Source organism: Streptomyces sp. R44, from assembly GCF_041053105.1.
Lineage (GTDB): Bacteria > Actinomycetota > Actinomycetes > Streptomycetales > Streptomycetaceae > Streptomyces.
In genome coordinates, this window is sequence record NZ_CP163444.1 from 2,724,471 (window position 1) to 2,743,572 (window position 19,102).

Here is a 19,102-nt window from a genome sequence, read left to right on the forward strand (position 1 = left end):
GCCCCGCCGTTAGCCTGGTCCCATGCCTCGTTACGAATACCGCTGCCGCACCTGCGGCGACACCTTCGAGCTCAGCCGTCCCATGGCCGAGTCCTCCGCCCCCGCCTCCTGCCCCGCCGGGCACGACGACACCGTGAAGCTGCTCTCGGCCGTCGCCGTCGGCGGAAGCAGCTCCGCCGCCCCCGCGCAGGGCGGTGGCGGCGGCTGCTGCGGCGGGGGTTGCTGCGGCTAGAACGCCGCTGCCGCTCTGAAGCGGCGGAGGATCTCCTCCCCCGCCGCCACCCCTCGCTCCGCGAGGACGTCGAGGTGGGGGGCCGTCCAGTCACTGTCGGCCAGTTCGCCGTGGCCCGGGCGCCAGGCCCGGTCCGCGGCGAGCAGCAGGTCCGCGTCGAGGAGCGAGTCCCCCGCCGCCAGGGTGAGCGTCGCGCCCGTGCGGCGGGCGACCTCGCGGACCGCCGCGCTCTTGGTGAGCGGCTTCGGTACGGCGTACACCTTGCGGCCCTGCAGCGAGACCGTCCAGCCGCGGTCCCCCGCCCACGCGCCGAAACGGTCCAGCCAGTCCTCGGGGAGCCGCTCCCGCTCGACGACCAGATAGGCGAAGAGGTCCTCCGCCACCCGGTGCTTGCGCACCCAGGACAGGTCCGTGGTCGCGGTGAGGTAGGCGCGGATCTCGGAGAGCGGCGCGCATTCGTCGGCGAGCCTGCGGACGACCGACTCGTGCCAGTCGCGGTCCGAGACGCCGTCGACGAGGATGTGCCCGCCGTTGGCGCAGATCGCGTACGCCGGTGCCGTGCCCGGGAGCTGGATGCGCTGGTACTGCTTACGCGTCCGCGTGGTCGTGGGTACGAAGACGGTCTCCGCGGTCAGCCGCGCGAGGAGGTCCGCCGCGTCCTCGGTCATGTACGAGAGCGGCTTGGACTCGTGGACCTCCACGCAGAGCAGCCGGGGCGCCTGGGCGTCCGGCATGCCGAGGGCGAGGGCCGCGGTCGAGTAGATGAGGGTGCGGTCGAGGTCGCTCGCGACCAGTGTCCTTGTTCCCGCGCCCGCGCCCGTGCCCGTGCCCGTACTCGTACTTGTTGTCGTGCCCGTGCTCGTTGTCGTGTTCGTGTTCGTGCTCACTGGGACACCACCGCCTTGCCGTCGGCGCCTGTCGCGCCCCTCGTGTACTGAGGGTGGATCAGGCCCACGCAGCTGTACGGGAGTTCGTCGACCTCCTCGACCGGTACGCCACGCTGTTCCGCCAGCAGTCGGACGTGCGCGAGGTCGGCGTCCGCGCCCCGCTTGGCGAGGATCTTCCAGGGGACGCGGCGCAGCAGCACGCGCGTGGTCTCGCCCACGCCCGGCTTGACCAGGTTGACGTCGTGGATGCCGTACTCCTCGCTGATCCGCTCGACGGCCGCCCAGCCCTCCCAGCTGGGGGTGCGGTCGGCGGCCAGGAGCTCCTTGACGTCCGTGTCGACGGTCGCGGCGACCTCGTCGAAGCGGGCGGCGACGGCGTCCAGGAAGGCCTCGGAGACGTCCGCCTCCGCCAGTTCGCGGTAGAACTTCGCGCCGTGGAAGTCGTTCGGTCCGACGAGGTCGGAGCGGAGGACCGTACGCGATATCAGGCCGGAGACAGTGGAGTTGAGGCAGGCGGAGGGGATGAGGAAGTCCTCGCGGGTGCCGTAGGTGCGGACGCAGGAGCCGGGGTCGGCGAGGACCGCGATCTCCGGGTCGAAGCCCTCGAACTCCTTGAGCGCTTCCGCGAGTTCGCGGGTGATGGCGCCCTTCCCCGTCCAGCCGTCGACGAACACGACGTCGGCCGGGTCGTGGTGGGCGGCCAGCCAGCGCAGCGCGTTGGCGTCGATGCCCCGGCCGCGCACGATGGAGACGGCGTAGTGCGGGAGGTCGAGGCCGTGGCGGGCCTTCGCCCAGCGGCGCATGAGGACGCCGACGGGGGTGCCGGCCCGGGCCAGGGAGACCAGGACCGGTCGCGCGGACCGCTCGGCGAGGACGGTCTCGGTGACCGTGCCGACCGCGCGGGCGATGCGGGCGGCGGAGCTCTCCAGGGCCGTGTGGAAGAGCTCCTGGTAGCGCTCGCTGGGCTGGTACTCGACGGGGAGCGACTCGGCGTAGTGGGCGCCGCCGCTCTGGATGGCCTCCTCGCGCTCCTCGGTGGGGGCCTCGAGTTCGACGTCCGAGAGGTCCTGGAGCAGCCAGCCGACCTCTTCGGGGGCGTACGAGGAGAAGGCGGGGCCGCGGAGGGGCTCGGGCAGCATGGAGCTCCTTTCGGGAGCTTCGGTGGCGGAGACCGTGGGTGTGTAGGACGGGATCACCGCGAGCACGACGCGCGGGATGTGCGCGGCGAGCTGCGCGAGCAGGCCGTCCGGGGCGTGCAGGGCCGGGGTGTCGGCGGCGGAGTCCACGACGAGGACGACGGCGTCGAAGCCGGCGCCCGCGACGTTGTAGGCGTAGCGCTCGCCGGGTCCGTCGGCGGGGTCGTCGTGGGCCGGGAAGACGAGCCGGGTGCGTATCGCGTAGCCGGGGTCGTCGACGGCGAGGACGGGCGAGCGCGTGGTGGTGGAGTAGCGCACGTCGTGGCCCGCGTCCTCCAGGGCGGTGCCGAGGCGCAGCGGCGCGTACATCAGCTCCTCGAAGCCGAGGACGAGCACGCGGGGCCGGTTCGGGGGGCCTGCGGGCGGCTGTGCGGGGGATTCCGGGGCCCCTGGGGCCTTCGGGGCCTGCAGGGCGTCCTGAAGATCCAGCGCCTCCGAGCCCTCGTGGCCCCCTCCCGGCGCGTGGTGCAGCGCCTTCGTGATCGCCTGCGCCATCGTGGGAAGCGCCGTCTCCAGGCGCTCCCGGTGGTCGGTCGTGAAGCCGTGCCGCCCGCCGTCCGGCAGGTCGCCGGGCCAGCCGAGTTCCACCCGTACGGGCGTCTCGCGCGGGAGGGGTACGGGGGTGGAGGCCGTCACCGTGTGCTCCGCCACCAGCGCCTGGCCCTTCTCCAGGACCCCGTCCGGGAGGCGGACCGTGCCCGTGGCGCCGGCCATCAGGTCGACGCGGGCGCCGATCTCCGTCGCGAAGGCGTCCAGGCGGCCGAGGTCGGCGGCGGAGCGCATGTCGACGAGGGCCACCACGACGTACCGCTCGCGCGGGTAGCGCTCGTGCAGGGCGCGGATGGTGTTGAGGACGGTGTTGCCGGTGGAGAACTCGTCGTCGACGAGGACGAGGGGTCCGTCGCCGGCGAGGAGTTTCGGGTCCTCCGGCAGCAGGAGGTGCGAGGTGGCGTGGGAGTGGGACTCCTCGAAGCCGCCCGCGCGGGCGACGCCGGCCACCGGGCGGCGGGTGGAGTGGAGGTACGGGGCGAGGCCGAGGCCGTCGGCGACGGCGTGCCCGAGGGCGGTGGCGGTCTCCGCGTAGCCGAGGACGACGGACCGGGCGGCCTCCTCGTCGCCGAGGAGCTCGCGGACGCGCCGGCCGAGGGCGAGGCCGGAGCCGTACACGACGGAGGGGCGCTGCGGCACGTGCTTGCCGAGCACGCTGGAGACCAGCAGGTGCGCGCGCTTGGGGTTGCGACGCAGTGCGAGGCCCAACAGGTCGGGCAGCTCCTCGTCGCCGATCAGTTCGACGCCCAGTCGCTCCGCGACCCACGTTCCGGTCCACACCACGTCGTCGACGTCCCTTCGTCAGCTGCCGGCCAGGCCGGCGGTGAGCAGATCCACGAAGCCGACGTCCTCCTTGGCCACGCCGAAGAGCTCGGCGCGCAGGAGGGTGCGCTCGGCCCACGCGCGATGCGGCTTCACTTCGTTCATCTTGTTCGTATAGGCGGAGCGGAGCACTCCGCCGCCGTCCCGCTCGGGCCGCAGGATGTCCTGGGCGTCGCTCCACTCCTCGTGGCTGACGACGGAGAGGGCGTGCACCGGCACCACGTGGGTGGGGTGGATGCAGGTCTTGCCGAGCAGGCCGTTGGCCCGGTCGAGTTCGATCTCGCGGAGCAGGCCGTCGAGGTCGTGCTCGATGAGGGCGGTGCGCAGGTCCTCGGCGCGGCCCTCCAGGAAGGGGCTGCGGCGCAGCTGTGGCTTGAACATGCGCTCGCCGGGCCTGAAGTACTCCCAGACGGGTCCGGTGACGGTGAAGCCGGTGCCGTCGGAGCGGCCCAGGACGTTGACGACGTCGGCGATGACGTTCGCGACGATCTTGATGTCGTAGGCGGTCATGTCGGGCGAGCGGCGCAGCCCGTAGGCGGAGCAGAAGTCGGTGACGCCGAGGCGGAGGGCGAGGACGCGGTCGCGGTACTTGTCGGTGATCGAGGCGATCCCGGCGAGGGTCTCGGCCCGGGTCTCCAGGTGGAGGAGCTCGGGGGACTCGAGGACGGGCATGGCGAAGAGGCGCCTGCCGCTCGTCCGCTCGGCCTGGGTGAGTGCTTCGAGGAAGGCGTGGCCGCGGGTCTCGGTGAACTTGGGCAGTACGAATCCGGACAGCAGGCGCACCGAGTCGCCGAGGCGGTCGACGAGGTCCGTGATCTGGCGCGGTTCGCGGACCCGGATGAAGAGCAGGGGCAGTTCCGTGGCGGTGTCGGCGTCCGTCACGGTCCCTGCGGAGGGGCGCGTCCCGGCGGCGGGGTCGGCGGAGGAGCGCGTCCCGGCGGCGAGGTCGGCGGAGGGTCGCGTCCCCGCGGCGGGGTCGGCCGTGTGTCGCGTCCCCGCGGTGCGGTCCGCGTCCGTCGCGGACCCCGCGGCGAGGTCGGCGAAGTGTCGGACGAGGTTGGCCTCGCCCGCCTCGACCTCGGCGTCGCTGATGGAGTCCTCCAGGCAGAGGACCATGGAGACCACTCCGCGGCCGGCCTGTTTGCGTACGGCGTCGGCGAGCCGGGGCCGGGTGGCCGGGCTGTAGAGCGTGGCGCCCAGGGCCACGGCGAGCGTGCGGGCGGGCGAGTCGGCGGTGAACTCGGCCGGCTCGCGGTGGAACAGCCCGGTCCGCACCGCGGACGGGATGTGCCCGAAATGACGCATGTAAGTCCCCCGTCTGCCTCTCCGGGCCCTGATGACACGTGGCCGGTAATAGTACGTAGGTACGGGTGTCCTTAGTTCCCTCCCCGCATGAAATTCAGGTAACTCGTCAGCATCCGTCACCCCCTCCAGGTATCCGTGGCGCCCCCGCGTTGTCCGGGGGTCGGGCGGGAGGGCAGGATTGCGGTCATGACGCACGCGATGCTGAAGGGCTCCAACGTCCCTCTCGACACCGCGGCCGTACGGGCCGTGCTCTGCTGGACCCCGGGCCCCGGGGTCCCCGACGTGGACGCCTCCGCCCTGCTCCTGGGGCCGTCCGGGCGCGTGCGGTCCGACGAGGACTTCGTCTTCTACAACCAGCCGCGCCACCCCTCGGGCCTGGTGCGGCGGCTGCCGAAGAAGCGGGTCGGCGACGGTCTGACGGACACCGTGGAGGCCGATCTGGCCGGGCTCGACGTCTCGGTCGACCGGGTGGTGATCGCGGCCTCCTCCGACGGCGGCACCTTCCGGTCCGTCTCCGACCTGCGGATCCTGCTGTACGACGCGGTGGCGGGGCCGGAGCGCGAGCCGCTGGCGCTGTTCGACGTGACGGCGGAGACCGGCGAGGAGACGGCGGTCATCTGCGGCGAGCTGTACCGCCGCGGGGACGGCTGGAAGTTCCGCGCGGTGGGCCAGGGCTATCCGACGGGCCTGGTGGGCCTCGCCACGGACTTCGGCATCTCCGTCGACGAGGACGCCGCCCAGGATGCCGCCGCGCAGGGCGCCGCTCAGGACGCCGCCGAGGGAGCCGCCCAGGGCGCCTCTCAGGCCCCCCAGGGACCGGCCGGCTCGCACGACCCCGATCTCGATCTGACCGTGGTCCACACCCCCGTACCGCCGCAGCCGACCGTGCCGCCCATGCCGGACCGGGCCCCCGCCTACGGATACCCGCAGCAGCCGGTGAACGACCCGGCCCCCGCGTACGGCTACCCCCAGCCGGTGGCCGCCGCCGAGCAGAACCCGGCATCGGAGTTCCGCATGCCGCCGATGGGGCCCCAGTTCGTCTCGTGAGGCCGCTCGTGGGGCCGCTCGTGAGTCCGGGGCCCGCGGGCCCTAGGCCTTGGTCTTGTAGCCGCGCCCCCACTGGAGCCCCCAGCCGTACAGCCGGTCCAGCTCGGCCTGGAAGCCGTACACGAATCGCACCTCGCGGCGGACGGTCAGCTGGCCCTTGACGTTCTCCATGGAGAAGACCGCGCAGGAGCGGGCCTGTGGGGCGCGCTCGTCGAGCTCGATCTCGATCCGGGGGCCGTTGCTCGGGTAGAGCGTGACCTTGGCGTGCGTACGGTCGAAGGCCGGCGTCTGGTCGTAGATGTACGCGAAGAACAGCAGGCGCTTGATCTCGTCCCGGTGGTCCAGGTTGACGAAGATCGTCTCCCCGGAGGAGCCGCCGAAGCGGTCGTCGCCGCTCAGCTTCACGTACGGGGCGGCGTTGAGGTCGCCGAAGAAGCCTCCGAGCGGCTGCACGACGCCCTTGCTGCCGTCGGTGAGCTCGTAGAGACAGCCCAGGTCCAGGTCGACGTTGACCATGCCCTGGGTGTGGGCCTGGACGACCTCGGGCTTGAAGAGCTGGGCGGGGTTCCGCAGCAGCCGTCCGCTCTGGCGGGAGCGGCCCTCGATGTCGGAGGTCCGCATCCGCCAGGAGAGGTTCACCCGGAGGTTGCCGGTGGCGGCGCCCTGCTGGGTCAGCGAGACGGTCGGCCGCCGTTTCGTCAGGTCGATCGCGTTCGATGCGGCACTGCCCGAGTCGAACTGCGCCGCCCTGCCCGGAAACAGGTTGTCCCAGAAGGCCATGGCGCCTTCACCCCCCACTGTCACTGTCGTCACACACCGCGCACATGCCTGCGGGGCGGCCGGTCGTCGGCCGCCCCGCAGTGAAGCGTTCCTCGTTGCCGGGGGTGTCACACCCCGGACGGCACCTCGGTCTTGTCGCCCGAGGAGCCGGAGCCGCCCTCGGCCGCCGCTAGCCGCTGGTTGCGGCGGACGGAGGACCAGAAGGACCAGCCGATGAGCGCGACGCCGATGCCGCCGGTGACGATCTCGGGGATCTCGTACTGGATGGTGATCATGAGGACCACGGCCAGGGCACCGATCGCGTAGTGGGCACCGTGCTCCAGGTAGACGTAGTCGTCGAGGGTGCCCTGGCGGACCAGGTAGACCGTCAGCGAACGGACGTACATGGCGCCGACGCCCAGGCCGAGCGCCATGAGCACGATGTCGTTGGTGATGGCGAAGGCGCCGATGACACCGTCGAAGGAGAAGGAGGCGTCGAGGACCTCCAGGTAGAGGAACATGAAGAAGGCGGCCTTGCCGGCCAGCTGGACCGCGGAGACCTTCTTGCCGGTGCGCTTGGCCTCTTCCTCGGCCTCCTGCTCGGCCTCCTCTTCCTCCTCCAGCTTGTTCTCGAAGTAGCCGGAGAGACCGCCCACGACGAGGTACGTGATGAGGCCGGCGATGCCGGAGATCAGGACCGTCTGCGCCTTGTCGACGTGCGCGCCACCGTGCTGGTGGGCGTGGGTCGCGAAGGTCATGGAGGTGATGAGCAGGACGACGAGCGCGATGCAGACCGACAGCATGTCGACCTTGCCGAGCTTCGCCAGCGGGCGCTCGATCCAGCGCAGCCACTGGATGTCACGGTCCTCGAAGATGAAGTCGAGGAAGATCATCAGCAGGAACATGCCACCGAAGGCGGCGATCGACGGGTGCGCGTCGGTCACCAGTTCCTGGTAGCGGTCCGCGTCGTTCAGCGCGAGATCGACGGCCTCGATCGGGCCGATCTTCGCGCTGATGGCGACGATGACGACGGGGAAGACGAGGCGCATGCCGAAGACGGCGATGATGACGCCGATCGTGAGGAAGATCTTCTGCCAGAAGGCATTCATCTTCTTCAGGATCCCGGCGTTGACCACCGCGTTGTCGAACGACAGGGAGATCTCGAGGACGCACAGGATCGCGACGATCCCGAACGCCTCCCACCCCCCGTAGAGCACCGCCACGGCCAGGCCGATCACAGTGATCGCGAACGACCAGCCGAAGGTTTTCAGAATCACTGTCTACCCCATCGTGAAATTACATGGCTTTACGAAACGTTGACCCCGAAGTCTAGAGCGATGCCCCGGAGCCCGGACGCATACCCCTGTCCCACCGCCCGGAACTTCCATTCGCCGTTGTAGCGATAGAGCTCTCCGAAGATCATCGCGGTCTCCGTGGAGGCGTCTTCCGAGAGGTCGTACCGGGCGAGCTCCTGGCCGTCGAGCTGGTTCACGACGCGGATGAACGCATTGCTGACCTGGCCGAAGCTCTGGCCGCGGTTGTCGGCGTCGTGGATCGAGACCGGAAAGACGATCTTGTCGCAGTGGGCCGGCACCCTGGTGAGGTCCACGATGAGGGACTCGTCGTCCCCGTCACCCTCGCCGGTGAGGTTGTCGCCGGTGTGTTCGACGGAGCCCTCGGGGCTGCGGAGCTGGTTGTAGAAGACGAAGTACTCGTCGCCGAGCACCCGTCCGGCCTGGCACAGCAGCGCGCTGGCGTCGAGGTCGAAGGGGGCTCCGGTGGTGGAGCGCGCGTCCCAGCCGAGCCCCACGAGGACCTGGGTGAGGTTGGGTGCGGCCTTGGAGAGGGAGACATTGCCTCCCTTGGCGAGCGTGACGCCCATGATTCGGTTCCTCCCCGGTGGTGATGAGGCACGTCCGGCGCCGCACGGGAAGTGCGGCGCCGGACGGTTCGAACGGTGCTCGGCTCAGACGTTGACGCCGAAGTCCTGCGCGATGCCGCGCAGCCCCGAGGCGTAGCCCTGGCCGACGGCGCGGAACTTCCACTCCGCACCGTGGCGGTACAGCTCACCGAAGACCATCGCGGTCTCGGTCGAGGCGTCCTCGGAGAGGTCGTACCGGGCGATCTCGGCGCCGCCGGCCTGGTTCACGACGCGGATGAACGCGTTGCGCACCTGGCCGAAGGACTGCTGGCGGTTCTCGGCGTCGTAGATCGAGACCGGGAAGACGATCTTGGCCACGTCGGCCGGCACACCGGCCAGGTTGACCTTGACCTGCTCGTCGTCGCCCTCGCCCTCGCCGGTGAGGTTGTCACCGGTGTGCTCGACGGAACCGTCGGCGCTCTTCAGGTTGTTGAAGAAGACGAAGTCCTGGTCGTTGCGCACCTTGCCGGCCTCGCTCACCAGGATGGCGCTGGCGTCGAGGTCGAAGTCCGTACCGGTGGTGGTGCGGACGTCCCAGCCCAGACCGACGGTCACGGCGGTGAGGCCAGGGGCCTCCTTGGTCAGCGAGACGTTGCCGCCCTTGCTGAGGCTGACTCCCACGAGTCCCTCCATAGGTTTCCAGGGGCAGCGCCCCCAGTCGTGCGTTGGCATCGGATCAACGTCTGGATCCTAGTGACGGGTTCCCGGTCGAAACAGTCGATTCGCCCGGTGAATCCGAGGGTGTCGGGACCGATCCGGCCCCGCGGGCGCTCAGAGGGCGTCGAGAGCCTTCAGGCAGTCGCCGAGGTCGCGGGCGTCCGACAGGGCGTTCACGACGGTCCAGCGGACCACGCCCTCCTTGTCGATGACGAAGGTGCCGCGGACCGCGCAGCCCTTCTCCTCGTCGAGGACGCCGTAGGCCCGGGAGGCCTCGCCGTGCGGCCAGAAGTCGGAGAGCAGCGGGAACTCCAGCTCCTCCTGGTCGCCGAAGACGCGAAGGGTGTGGATGGAGTCGTTGGAGACCGCGAGGAGCTGGGTGTCGTCGTTGACGAACGCCGCGAGGTGGTCGCGGAGCTCGCGCAGCTCACCGGTGCAGACGCCGGTGAAGGCGAAGGGGTAGAAGAACAGCACCACGTTCTTCTCGCCGCGGAAGTCCGAGAGCCGCACGGTCCGGCCGTGGTTGTCCTTCAGCTCGAATTCCGGGGCCTTGGTGCCGACCTCGATCGCCATCGCGTACGCGTCCCTTTCGACGGGTCCCGGGGCTTGGGCCGTATCGGTGAACCCGGGTGGGACCCACCCTACGGCCTGCGCACGAAAGCCCCCGCCGGCGGACCGGCGGGGGCTTCTCGCAGCGTGGTGATCAGCGCTTGGGGGCGGCCAGGCGGGTGCCCGTCCAGTCCTTGGCGACGCTGATGCTCTTGGTCTGGGAGAGACCCGCTGTCTGCGCGGCATCCTGGATGTCGGACGGCTCGATGTAGCCGTCACGGCCGGTCTTCGGGGTCAGCAGCCAGATATTGCCGCCGTCCTCCAGAAGACCGATGGCGTCCACCAAGGCGTCGGTGAGATCGCCGTCCTCGTCCCGGAACCACAGCACGACGACGTCGGCGACGTCGTCGTAGTCCTCGTCCACGAGGTCGGCTCCGATGACGGACTCGATGCCTTCACGGAGATCCTGGTCGACGTCGTCGTCGTAGCCGATCTCCTGGACCACCTGTCCGGGCTCGAACCCCAGCCTCGCTGCCGGGTTGGTCCGCTCCTCCGCGTGGTCCGCGGTCGCGCTCACGGCTTGCCTCCTGCTCATTCGGAAAATCCTGTGGGCCGCACGTATGCGCGCGGCGCTGGCCGTAGTCCACACGTGCCGGGGCGGATCGCGCAAGTACCCGGCCGCCGAGACCGCCGAAACGGTGACGTTTGGGGCCGTCTCGCCGCAACTTCCGGCATCGTCGGACCCTCCTCCGCGATCAGGCTCACATGGTTCGTCCCGTTTTGCTGACTTCTGCGGTTTCAGTCTGCCGAACGCCCGGACGAAACGCATGCGCGGGTTGGGCGTAAGGTTGCGATTTGACCGCAGAGAACAGCCCGGATCGACCGCACTGGACATCTGGAGGGCAGGGCGAGGCACCCCCCGGGGGTTACCCCTCGGTAAATGTGACGTCTGGCGTCGGCGGGGTACACGATGGACATCCCCACCAGCCCGTGGCCCCGTGGGCACCACCGAACAGCGAAGGAAGAGCGTGGCTCCCGGATCCGATCGCAACCCGATCATCATTGGCGGCCTTCCCAGCCAGGTCCCGGATTTCGACCCGGAAGAGACCCAGGAATGGCTCGACTCCCTCGACGCCGCCGTCGACGAGCGGGGCCGTGAGCGGGCCCGCTACCTCATGCTCCGGCTGATCGAGCGGGCCCGCGAGAAGCGCGTGGCCGTGCCCGAGATGCGCAGCTCGGACTACGTCAACACCATCGCCACCAAGGACGAGCCGTTCTTCCCCGGCAACGAGGAGATCGAGCGCAAGGTCCTCAACGCCACCCGGTGGAACGCGGCCGTGATGGTCTCGCGCGCCCAGCGCCCGGGCATCGGCGTCGGCGGTCACATCGCCACCTTCGCCTCCTCGGCCTCCCTGTACGACGTCGGCTTCAACCACTTCTTCCGCGGCAAGGACGAGGGCGACGGCGGCGACCAGATCTTCTTCCAGGGGCACGCCTCCCCCGGCATCTACGCCCGCGCGTACCTCCTCGACCGGCTGGACGCGACGCAGCTCGACGCCTTCCGCCAGGAGAAGTCGAAGTTCCCGAACGGCCTTTCCTCGTACCCGCACCCGCGGCTGATGCCGGACTTCTGGGAGTTCCCGACCGTGTCGATGGGCCTCGGCCCGCTCGGCGCGATCTACCAGGCGCGGATGAACCGGTACATGGAGGCGCGCGGCATCGCCGACACCTCCAAGTCGCACGTCTGGGCGTTCCTCGGCGACGGCGAGATGGACGAGGTCGAGTCGCTCGGCCAGCTCTCCATCGCCGCCCGCGAGGGTCTGGACAACCTCACCTTCGTCGTCAACTGCAACCTCCAGCGGCTCGACGGCCCGGTCCGCGGCAACGGCAAGATCATCCAGGAGCTGGAGTCGATCTTCCGGGGCAACGGCTGGAACGTCATCAAGCTGATCTGGGACCGCTCCTGGGACCCGCTGCTCGCGCAGGACCGCGACGGCATCCTGGTCAACAAGCTGAACACCACCCCGGACGGGCAGTTCCAGACGTACGCCACGGAGACCGGCGGCTACATCCGCGACCACTTCTTCGGCGACGACCACCGGCTGCGGGCCATGGTCGAGGGCATGTCGGACCAGCAGGTCCTGCACCTGGGCCGCGGCGGTCACGACCACAAGAAGATCTACGCGGCCTACGCGGCGGCGAAGGCCCACGCCGGCCAGCCGACCGTGATCCTCGCCCAGACCGTCAAGGGCTGGACGCTCGGCCCGAACTTCGAGGGCCGCAACGCGACCCACCAGATGAAGAAGCTGACGGTCGACGACCTCAAGCGCTTCCGCGACCGGCTGCACATCCCGGTGACGGACCGGCAGCTGGAGGACGGCCTCCCGCCGTACTACCACCCGGGCCGGGACTCCGAGGAGATCCAGTACATGCACGACCGCCGCAAGGCGCTGGGCGGGTACGTCCCCACCCGCGTCGTGCGCGCGAAGCCGCTGGTCCTCCCCGACGACAAGGCCTACGCGGCCGCCAAGAAGGGCTCGGGGCAGCAGTCGATCGCCACCACGATGGCCTTCGTCCGCATCCTGAAGGACCTCATGCGGGACAAGGAGATCGGCAAGCGCTTCGTGCTGATCGCCCCCGACGAGTACCGCACCTTCGGCATGGACGCGTTCTTCCCGAGCGCCAAGATCTACAACCCGCTGGGCCAGCAGTACGAGGCGGTGGACCGCGAACTCCTCCTCGCCTACAAGGAGTCGCCGACCGGCCAGATGCTGCACGACGGCATCTCCGAGGCCGGCTGCACGGCCTCGCTGATCGCCGCCGGTTCGGCGTACGCCACGCACGGCGAGCCGCTGATCCCGGTGTACGTCTTCTACTCGATGTTCGGCTTCCAGCGGACCGGCGACCAGTTCTGGCAGATGTCCGACCAGCTGGCGCGCGGCTTCGTGCTCGGCGCCACCGCCGGCCGGACGACGCTGACCGGCGAGGGCCTCCAGCACGCGGACGGCCACTCGCACCTCCTGGCCTCGACCAACCCGGCCTGCATCGCCTACGACCCGGCGTTCGGCTTCGAGATCGCGCACATCGTCAAGGACGGTCTGCGCCGGATGTACGGCCCCGAGGCCGAGGACGTCTTCTACTACCTGACCGTCTACAACGAGCCGATCCAGCACCCGGCCGAGCCGGAGAACGTGGACGTCGACGGCATCCTCCAGGGCATCCACCGCTTCAGGGCCGGCGAGGCGGGCACGATCCCGGCGCAGATCATGGCCTCGGGTGTCGCCGTGCCGTGGGCGATCGAGGCGCAGCGGATCCTCGCCGAGGAGTGGAACGTCAAGGCCGACGTCTGGTCCGCGACCTCCTGGACCGAGCTGCGCCGCGAGGCCGTGGCCGTCGAGGAGCACAACCTGCTCCACCCGGACGAGGAGCAGCGCGTCCCGTACGTGACCCGCAAGCTCCAGGGCGCCGAGGGCCCGTTCGTCGCGGTCTCGGACTGGATGCGCGCGGTGCCGGACCAGATCTCCCGCTGGGTGCCCGGCTCGTACACCTCGCTGGGCGCGGACGGCTTCGGCTTCGCGGACACGCGCGGCGCGGCCCGCCGGTACTTCCACATCGACGCGCAGTCGATCGTGCTGGCGGTGCTGACCGAGCTCGCCCGCCAGGGCAAGGTCGAGCGCTCGGCCCTGAAGCAGGCCGTGGACCGCTACCAGCTGCTCGACGTGGCCGCCGCCGACCCGGGTGCGGCGGGCGGCGACGCCTGACGGCTGCGGCGCCGATGGCTGCGGCGCCTGACGGATGCGGCCGGTAGGTCGTTTCGGCCGGGCGTTCGTTTCGGCCGGGTTTCGGCCGGCCGTTCGTTTCGGCTGGTGAGGGCGGTGGGACGCGGTCCCGCCGCCCTTCGGCATTCCCTCCATTCCTTACGATGCCGGTCATGCCCGTCATGAAACTGCGCTGGGAAGAGCGCACCCAGACGCCGCTCCTGGTGCTCGCGGTCGCGTTCGGCCTCGCCTACGCGGTGCCGATCGTGGCTCCCGGCGCCGAGCCGTGGGTGCACCGGCTCTGCACCCACGTCGAATGGGTCGTCTGGGGTGCCTTCGCGCTCGACTATCTCGTCCGTCTCGGGCTGGCCCCGGACCGCTGGCGCTTCGTCCGCGGGCATCCGCTGGACCTGCTCGCGGTGATACTGCCGATGGTGCAGCCGCTGCGGCTGCTGCGGGTCGTCTCCACGCTCCTCCTCGTGGGCCGGCGGGCCCGGATGGCCCCGCAGATAACGCTCACCACCTATGTGGCGGGCGCGGTGGTCGGGCTGATGATGTTCGGCTCGCTGGCCGTGCTTCACGTGGAGCGGGACGCCCCGAACGGCAACATCAAGACGCTCGGGGACGCGGTGTGGTGGTCGTTCACCACGATGACCACGGTCGGCTACGGCGACCACGCCCCGACCACGGGTCTCGGCCGGGTCCTCGCGGTGGGCCTGATGCTCTCGGGCATCGCCCTGCTCGGTGTCGTCACGGCCAACATCGCGGCCTGGTTCATCTCGCGCTTCGACCGCGACGACGCGGTGGAGCGCCGGCAGACCGAGCTCCTGGAGGCGCTCACCCTGGAGGTCCGGGCGCTGCGGGCCGAGGTGGCCCGGCTGTCGGCCCCGCCGGAACCGCCGGGGCCGAACGAGCCGCGCGACGTCCCCTCGCCTACCGCTCCCAGAGCTTGAACGCTCTGACCTCGTAGGCCGTCTGCGGAACCCAGGTCCCCCGCCCCGGGTACGTCTCGAACTCCCCCGTCTCCCCGCACTCCGCCGACTGGTACGTGGTGACCGGCCGCCCCGTGCGGTTCGCGAGGGACTGGGCCGAGGTGCCCGGCGGCAGGGCGACGCAGCTGTCGATGTCGGTCGTGGCCAGCTCGTGCGTCCACGGCCTGCCCTTGAAGTCGGGCTTGGGCCAGAGACAGAGCCGGCCCGGTCCGCAGGCCCCGAGGGCGGTGCCCCCGGCGGGTGCGGCGCTCGCGGCGGGTGCGGCGCTCGCGGGCACGGCGAGGAGGGTGGTCAGGACCGCCGCGACCGCCAGAGCCGTCTTTGTCAGAGCCGCCTTCGGCAGAGCCGTCTTCGGCAGAGCCGTCTTCGGCAGAGCCGTCTTCGGCAGAGCCGTCTTCGGCCGAGCCGTCTTCGGCCGAGCCGCCTTCGGCAGAGCCGCCTTCGGCAGAGCCGTCTTCGGCAGAGTCGTCTTCGTATACATGCTGGTGGACCCCCGTTTCGTCACTCTCTGTAATCACGAGAATGGCCGAGGTCTCCGCGCAACGGAAGAGGGGCCGCCCCCGTTCACGCGAACGGGTGACGGCCCCCTACGGGAACCCTGACGGGCGAGTGTCAGATGTGACCGCCCATGCCGCCCGCCTCCGCGTTCTCGCCGCGCTTGGTGAGCGTGGCCACGAGGGCCGCGACGACGGCGACGCCGCCGGCGACGGTGAAGGCCAGGCCCATGCCGTCGAGGAAGGTGTCGTGGATGACCCCGGTGATCTGCTGGAGGAGGCCGGGGGTCATCCCCGGCGCCTGGGCCAGCTCCGGCGGGGTCATGCCGAACTCGGCGGCCTGCTCGAGACGCGGGTCGGCCGGGACCGGGATGCCGGCCTCCTTCCAGTTGCCCGCGAAGGTGTCGGAGACCTTGGAGGACATGACGGCACCGAGCACCGCCGTGCCGAGCGCGCCGCCGACCTGCATGGCGGCCTGCTGCAGACCGCCGGCCACACCGGAGAGCTCAAGGGGGGCGTTGCCGACGATGACCTCGGTCGCGCCGACCATGACCGGGGCGAGGCCCAGGCCGAGCAGGGCGAACCAGAGGGACATGGTGAGGGTGCCGGTGCCGGCGGTGAGCGTGATCATGCCGAACATCGCGACGGCCGTGCAGACCATGCCGCCGACGAGCGGCACGCGCGGCCCGAACTTGGTGATGAGCGCGCCGGCCAGCGGCGAGGAGACGATCATCATCGCCGTCAGCGGCAGCAGGTGCAGACCCGCGTCGACCGGGCCGAGCCCCTTCACGCCCTGGAGGTAGAAGGTCACGAAGAACAGGCCGCCCATGAAGGCGAAGGCCATCAGGACCATCAGCACCACACCGGCCGAGAGCGGCACGGAGCGGAACATGCCCAGCGGGATGAGCGGCTCCTTGACCTTCGTCTCCCAGAAGGCGAAGACCACGAACAGGGCCACCGCGCCGAGCAGGCAGCCCCAGGTGTTGCCGCTCGCCCAGCCCCAGGACTCACCGGCCTTGATGATGCCCCAGATGAGGGCGGCCATGGCGCCCGAGAGCAGCAGGATGCCCAGGAGGTCGAAGGAGCGCGGCGCGTTCTCGGCGCGGTGGTCCTTGAGGATGACCAGGCCGAGCACGAGGGCGAGCACGCCGACCGGCACGTTGATGAAGAAGACGGACTGCCAGCTGACGTGCTCCACGAGGAAGCCGCCGAGGATCGGGCCGCCCGCGGTGGAGGCGCCGATGACCATGCCCCAGATGCCGATGGCCATGTTCAGCTTCTCGGCGGGGAAGGTCGCGCGCAGCAGGCCCAGCGCGGCCGGCATCAGCAGGGCGCCGAAGAGGCCCTGCAGGACGCGGAAGGCGATCACGGCTCCGATGGAGTGCGACAGGCCGATCGCTCCGGAGGCGGCGGCGAAGCCGGCGATGCCGATGAGGAAGGTCTGCCGGTGGCCGAAGCGGTCACCGAGCTTGCCGGCGGTGATCAGGGCGACAGCGAGGGCGAGCAGATAGCCGTTGGTGATCCACTGGACCTGGGCGAGGGTGGCGCCGAGGTCCTCCTTGATGGCCGGGTTGGCGATGGCGACGATCGTGCCGTCGAGCGCGACCATCATCACGCCGACGGCCACGCTGAAGAGCGTCAACCACGGGTGGCCGCGCAGTCCTTTCGCCGGGACCGGAGCGGGTTCCCGGGCACCCCCCTGATCCTGCGGGGCCTTTTCCACGGTGGTCTGACTAGTCATGAGAAAGAGGCTAATGACAGTCACTGACAATTGACAAAGCGATTCACGCGTCGGTAACTGTCACGTAGCTCACAGGTACGCTGAGCAGGACGAAATGCCTGGAAAGAGGACCTCTACGTGACCCTGCCCGTGTCTCCGCCCGGACTGCGCGAGCGGAAGAAGCAGCGCACGCGCGACGCACTCACCCGGGTCGCCCTGGAGCTCTTCACCACCCAGGGATACGAGCGGACCACCGTCGACGAGATCGTCGACGCCGTGGAGGTCTCCCAGCGCACCTTCTTCCGGTACTTCTCCTCCAAGGAGGAGGTCGCCTTCGCCGTCCAGCGGATGGTGGAGGAGCGCTTCGTGGACGCGCTCGGCCGGCGGCCCCCGGAGGAGGCGCCCCTCGACGCGATGCGCAACGCCGTCCTGTGCGCCTGGGACACCATCGGCGAGGCGATCGCCGAGGTCGTCCCCGTCGAGCTGCACCTGCGCACGTACCGCATGATCGAGTCGACGCCCGCGCTGCTCGCCGTCCATCTGCGCCGCTCCACGGAGATGGAGGAGACCATCGCCCGGATCATCGCCGCGCGCGAGGGCCTCGACGTGGACGAGGACCCCCGCCCCCGGATCGCCGTGGCCGCGTTCAGCGGGGTGATGCGGGTCACCGGCCAGATGTGGGGCCGCGGCACGGACCAGAGCCTGGAGGCCATCCGCACGCTCACCGAGGAGTACCTCGACCACCTCGGCCCTGCGCTCGCCCCGCACTGGCGGGACCGGGAGCGATAGGACCCCGCAGATCCTGGGCCGTCAGCTCCACCCCCCGCACGTCCTGGGCCGTCATCTCCCCCACCCCCCGCGGGTCCGGGGCCTTCATCTCCACCCCCGCAGGTCCGGCGCCGTCATCTTCGCCCCGTAGGGTGGCCGCCCGTGACCTCCGTCGACTCCTCGCCCGCCCTCGTCGCCACGCGCGCGCTCCTCGCGATCGCCGTCGTGTTCGTGCTCCTCTCGACCACCGGGTGGACCACCATCCGGCACCTGCCCGCGCCCTGGGCGTCCCGCGAGGCCGCGCTCGCCGCCTGGGCGCGCGACCGGATCGACCACCGGCCACTGCCCGACCCGGGCGCCCCGGCGCGTACCGTCGCCGCGTTCTTCGCCGCACTCGGCCCGGCGGGCGGCGACCGGCTCGCCGCCCGGCACCCCCTCGTCGTCGGCAACCTCGACGGCGTCCCGGTCGCCCTGCGCTACCGCGCCAACCGGATCACCCTCGCGCGCGCGTACGCCGCCGAGCGCGGCCGTGTCGACGACACCCGGCTCTCCGCCGAGGGCCGGCACGAGGCCCGGCGCCGCGTCGACCGCTTCGCCTCGCTCATGCGGCCCGGCCGCCAGGTCCTCGCCTTCGACCCGACCGGTACGGGACGGGCCGCCGAGGTCCTCGGGGACCTGGAGCGGGCCCGGCGCGTCTCGGTGATCGTGCCCGGCGTCGACACCAACCTGCTCACCTTCCAGAAGACCCACGGCCGGTACGCCGCCCCGGCCGGCATGGCCGAGGCCCTCTACGCCGCCGAGCGGCAGGCCGCGCCCCGCGCGCGCGTGGCGGTGGTCGCCTGGGCCGACTACACCGCGCCCGCCGGGATCGGCGTCGACGCGATGACCGGCCGGCTCGCCGAGGAAGGCGCCGTACGCCTGGTCGGTCTCACGGAGTCGCTGCCGCCGCACGCGCGCGTGGCGCTCTTCTGCCACAGCTACGGCTCCGTGCTCTGCGGCGTCGCCGCGCCCCGGCTGCCCGCCCGGGTGACCGACGTGGCCGTGGCCGGGAGCCCCGGGATGCGGGTCGAGCAGGCGGCCGAACTCGACAGCCCCGCGCGCGTGTGGGCCATGCGGGACGCCGACGACTGGATCGCCGACGTGCCGCATCTGGAGCTCGGCGGGGTCGGGCACGGCGCGGACCCCGTCGCGCCGGAGTTCGGCGCCCGGGTGCTCTCCGCGCGCGGGGCGGTCGGCCACGGAGGCTATTTCGAGCCGGGTACGGAGAGCCTCGACAACTTCGCGGCGATAGGCGTCGGGGCGTACCCGAAGCTGATCTGCGCACGTGCCGACAGCGCTTGCCACGACGGAATATCCGGCACGGAAGGGCTCTGACGCGCGTAGATCACGCAATTTCGGGACCTTTCACAGGGGCGACGCAAGGGCACACGCCGCTTACGATGAGGC

Annotated in this window: 17 protein-coding genes and 1 pseudogene; 7 read left to right on the top strand and 11 right to left on the bottom strand. The window is 70.8% G+C overall.

Annotated elements, in window-relative coordinates; translation table 11 throughout:
- The first annotated feature begins 22 nt into the window (after window positions 1–22).
- A complete protein-coding gene (locus AB5J54_RS12695; RefSeq protein WP_369144035.1) occupies window positions 23–232 on the top strand; it encodes a zinc ribbon domain-containing protein in 210 nt (69 codons plus the stop codon).
- Here AB5J54_RS12695 and AB5J54_RS12700 read toward each other — a convergent pair.
- The 3 genes from AB5J54_RS12700 to AB5J54_RS12710 form a co-directional block, all read right to left on the bottom strand.
- Window positions 229–1,026, bottom strand: coding sequence for an HAD family hydrolase (locus AB5J54_RS12700; RefSeq protein WP_369149304.1), 798 nt, complete (start codon window positions 1,024–1,026; stop codon window positions 229–231). The genes AB5J54_RS12695 and AB5J54_RS12700 overlap by 4 nt on opposite strands.
- Before the next feature lie 89 nt (window positions 1,027–1,115).
- A complete protein-coding gene (locus AB5J54_RS12705) occupies window positions 1,116–3,647 on the bottom strand; it encodes a phosphoribosyltransferase (protein WP_369144036.1) in 2,532 nt (843 codons plus the stop codon).
- 18 nt (window positions 3,648–3,665) lie between these two features.
- Window positions 3,666–4,991, bottom strand: a complete 1,326-nt coding sequence (locus AB5J54_RS12710) for an HpcH/HpaI aldolase/citrate lyase family protein (RefSeq protein WP_369144037.1) — start codon at window positions 4,989–4,991, stop codon at window positions 3,666–3,668.
- A 177-nt stretch (window positions 4,992–5,168) separates the two neighbouring features.
- Between AB5J54_RS12710 and AB5J54_RS12715 the strand changes: the two genes are divergently transcribed.
- On the top strand, window positions 5,169–6,038 hold the full coding sequence (locus tag AB5J54_RS12715; RefSeq protein ID WP_369149305.1) for a TerD family protein: 870 nt from the start codon (window positions 5,169–5,171) through the stop codon (window positions 6,036–6,038).
- Between the two features lie 42 nt (window positions 6,039–6,080).
- On the opposite strand, the gene AB5J54_RS12720 is transcribed toward AB5J54_RS12715, so the two are convergent.
- From AB5J54_RS12720 to AB5J54_RS12745, 6 genes are all read right to left on the bottom strand, one after another.
- Window positions 6,081–6,818: a Tellurium resistance gene (locus tag AB5J54_RS12720; protein ID WP_351191600.1), complete on the bottom strand. Its 738-nt coding sequence runs from the start codon at window positions 6,816–6,818 to the stop codon at window positions 6,081–6,083.
- Window positions 6,819–6,925: 107 nt separating this feature from the next.
- Entirely contained in the window at window positions 6,926–8,074 is a 1,149-nt protein-coding gene (locus AB5J54_RS12725) for a DUF475 domain-containing protein (protein ID WP_369144038.1), read from the bottom strand.
- Between the two features lie 29 nt (window positions 8,075–8,103).
- Window positions 8,104–8,679 (bottom strand): TerD family protein, encoded by a 576-nt coding sequence (locus tag AB5J54_RS12730; RefSeq protein ID WP_369144039.1) that lies wholly within the window; start codon window positions 8,677–8,679, stop codon window positions 8,104–8,106.
- 84 nt (window positions 8,680–8,763) lie between these two features.
- On the bottom strand, window positions 8,764–9,339 hold the full coding sequence (locus tag AB5J54_RS12735; RefSeq protein WP_030495317.1) for a TerD family protein: 576 nt from the start codon (window positions 9,337–9,339) through the stop codon (window positions 8,764–8,766).
- 150 nt (window positions 9,340–9,489) lie between these two features.
- Complete coding sequence (locus tag AB5J54_RS12740) at window positions 9,490–9,948, bottom strand: peroxiredoxin (protein WP_369144040.1); 459 nt, start codon at window positions 9,946–9,948, stop codon at window positions 9,490–9,492.
- Between the two features lie 130 nt (window positions 9,949–10,078).
- Window positions 10,079–10,501, bottom strand: coding sequence for a DUF3052 domain-containing protein (locus AB5J54_RS12745; protein WP_225799709.1), 423 nt, complete (start codon window positions 10,499–10,501; stop codon window positions 10,079–10,081).
- A 451-nt stretch (window positions 10,502–10,952) separates the two neighbouring features.
- Here AB5J54_RS12745 and aceE point away from each other — a divergent pair, with 451 nt between their 5' ends.
- The gene (gene aceE / locus AB5J54_RS12750; RefSeq protein ID WP_369144041.1) at window positions 10,953–13,685 is read left to right on the top strand and encodes a pyruvate dehydrogenase (acetyl-transferring), homodimeric type; all 2,733 of its coding nucleotides are present in this window, start codon (window positions 10,953–10,955) and stop codon (window positions 13,683–13,685) included.
- 170 nt (window positions 13,686–13,855) lie between these two features.
- The gene (locus tag AB5J54_RS12755) at window positions 13,856–14,635 is read left to right on the top strand and encodes a potassium channel family protein (protein ID WP_369144042.1); all 780 of its coding nucleotides are present in this window, start codon (window positions 13,856–13,858) and stop codon (window positions 14,633–14,635) included.
- Here the strand turns inward: AB5J54_RS12755 and AB5J54_RS12760 are convergent.
- On the bottom strand, window positions 14,616–14,987 hold the full coding sequence (locus AB5J54_RS12760; RefSeq protein ID WP_369149307.1) for a peptidase inhibitor family I36 protein: 372 nt from the start codon (window positions 14,985–14,987) through the stop codon (window positions 14,616–14,618). The genes AB5J54_RS12755 and AB5J54_RS12760 overlap by 20 nt on opposite strands.
- A 42-nt stretch (window positions 14,988–15,029) precedes the next feature.
- Here AB5J54_RS12760 and AB5J54_RS12765 point away from each other — a divergent pair.
- Window positions 15,030–15,188 (top strand): annotated as a pseudogene (locus tag AB5J54_RS12765) (hypothetical protein); the annotation flags it as partial.
- Between the two features lie 98 nt (window positions 15,189–15,286).
- Here the strand turns inward: AB5J54_RS12765 and AB5J54_RS12770 are convergent.
- Window positions 15,287–16,909, bottom strand: coding sequence for an MFS transporter (locus AB5J54_RS12770; RefSeq protein ID WP_369144043.1), 1,623 nt, complete (start codon window positions 16,907–16,909; stop codon window positions 15,287–15,289).
- A gap of 129 nt (window positions 16,910–17,038) precedes the next feature.
- On the opposite strand from AB5J54_RS12770, the gene AB5J54_RS12775 reads away from it, so the two are divergent.
- Window positions 17,039–17,677 carry a TetR family transcriptional regulator gene (locus AB5J54_RS12775; RefSeq protein ID WP_369149308.1) on the top strand — a complete coding sequence of 213 codons (639 nt, stop codon included), beginning with the start codon at window positions 17,039–17,041 and terminating at the stop codon, window positions 17,675–17,677.
- Window positions 17,678–17,818: 141 nt separating this feature from the next.
- A complete protein-coding gene (locus tag AB5J54_RS12780; protein ID WP_369144044.1) occupies window positions 17,819–19,030 on the top strand; it encodes an alpha/beta hydrolase in 1,212 nt (403 codons plus the stop codon).
- Window positions 19,031–19,102: the final 72 nt, after the last annotated feature.

What these genes read in the sequence shown, in the direction of transcription:
- AB5J54_RS12695 (WP_369144035.1), top strand. Translation starts at nt 23, where the DNA reads ATGCCTCGTTACGAATACCGCTGCCGCACCTGCGGCGACACCTTCGAG.
- AB5J54_RS12710 (WP_369144037.1), bottom strand. Translation starts at nt 4,991, where the DNA reads ATGCGTCATTTCGGGCACATCCCGTCCGCGGTGCGGACCGGGCTGTTC.
- AB5J54_RS12720 (WP_351191600.1), bottom strand. Translation starts at nt 6,818, where the DNA reads ATGGCCTTCTGGGACAACCTGTTTCCGGGCAGGGCGGCGCAGTTCGAC.
- AB5J54_RS12730 (WP_369144039.1), bottom strand. Translation starts at nt 8,679, where the DNA reads ATGGGCGTCACGCTCGCCAAGGGAGGCAATGTCTCCCTCTCCAAGGCC.
- AB5J54_RS12740 (WP_369144040.1), bottom strand. Translation starts at nt 9,948, where the DNA reads ATGGCGATCGAGGTCGGCACCAAGGCCCCGGAATTCGAGCTGAAGGAC.
- AB5J54_RS12755 (WP_369144042.1), top strand. Translation starts at nt 13,856, where the DNA reads ATGCCCGTCATGAAACTGCGCTGGGAAGAGCGCACCCAGACGCCGCTC.
- AB5J54_RS12770 (WP_369144043.1), bottom strand. Translation starts at nt 16,909, where the DNA reads ATGACTAGTCAGACCACCGTGGAAAAGGCCCCGCAGGATCAGGGGGGT.